Here is an 837-nt window from a genome sequence, read left to right as displayed (position 1 = left end):
AGCTAAACTGAATCAGAAAATTAAGGATACACGCAAAGATTATCTTCACAAAATAACAACTGAATTAGTAGAGACGTATGATGTTATTTGTATTGAAGATTTGCGAACATCTAATATGATGAAGAATAGCAAACTAACTCAAAGTATCGCCTCTCAATCATGGAGAATGTTTAGAAACCTGTTGGAATACAAATGTCTGGCTTATGGAAAAGACTTTATTGCTGTGAACCCTTATAAAACATCACAGATTTGCTCTTCGTGTGGTTCTGAAACAGGCAAAAAACCCCTAAACATTAGAAGTTTCACCTGTCCTGAATGTAATACTCACCATGACAGAGACATTAATGCAAGTAAAAATATAAAAAATATTGGGCTTGGGATGAGCCTTAGTCAATAGCTTAAACCGCTGATATTTGTTTGAAATAGCAAATATCAAGTTCTGAGTGTTCCTAGAAACTCGGTACTTTAGTGCCGATGTAGTTCATTATCACTTCCCTATGGAAAAACAGGCGTATGATGTAAATAATGAGTATTTCTTTGGCAGTGAGCTCCTGGTTCTGCCTATCACTACAAAAAAAGATAATGAAACCTTATACGGTAGTGACCTGATTTATTTCCCGGAAGGCAACTGGTTCGATATATTCAGCAACTTCAGGTACAAAGGTGAATCGAAGCTGAAATTGTATAGAGAAACGGATCGTATGCCAGTGTTGAGTGAACTAGGAAACTCCAAGGAATAATTGGGGGAATAGCTCTTAAATGAGCATACAATTGATTGGTTTTTACAGCACTATTGGATTTATCTCGTCAAACAGGTTTTGGTTTGATGGTCTAGAA

The 837-nt window shown here is 36.2% G+C and carries 2 protein-coding genes; both read left to right on the top strand.

Going from position 1 to position 837, the window contains the following annotated elements:
• Positions 1-397: RNA-guided endonuclease InsQ/TnpB family protein (locus ACYQ4S_RS12015; RefSeq protein WP_459771387.1), on the top strand; the 397-nt coding region annotated here is incomplete at its 5' end.
• A 46-nt stretch (positions 398-443) separates the two neighbouring features.
• Positions 444-740: a hypothetical protein gene (locus ACYQ4S_RS12010; protein WP_459771385.1), complete on the top strand. Its 297-nt coding sequence runs from the start codon at positions 444-446 to the stop codon at positions 738-740.
• Positions 741-837: the final 97 nt, after the last annotated feature.

Source organism: Alkalibacterium sp. s-m-28 (assembly GCF_054658175.1).
The sequence above is the reverse complement of the archived record's forward strand: the minus strand, read 5'-3'. Positions and strand labels throughout refer to the sequence as shown.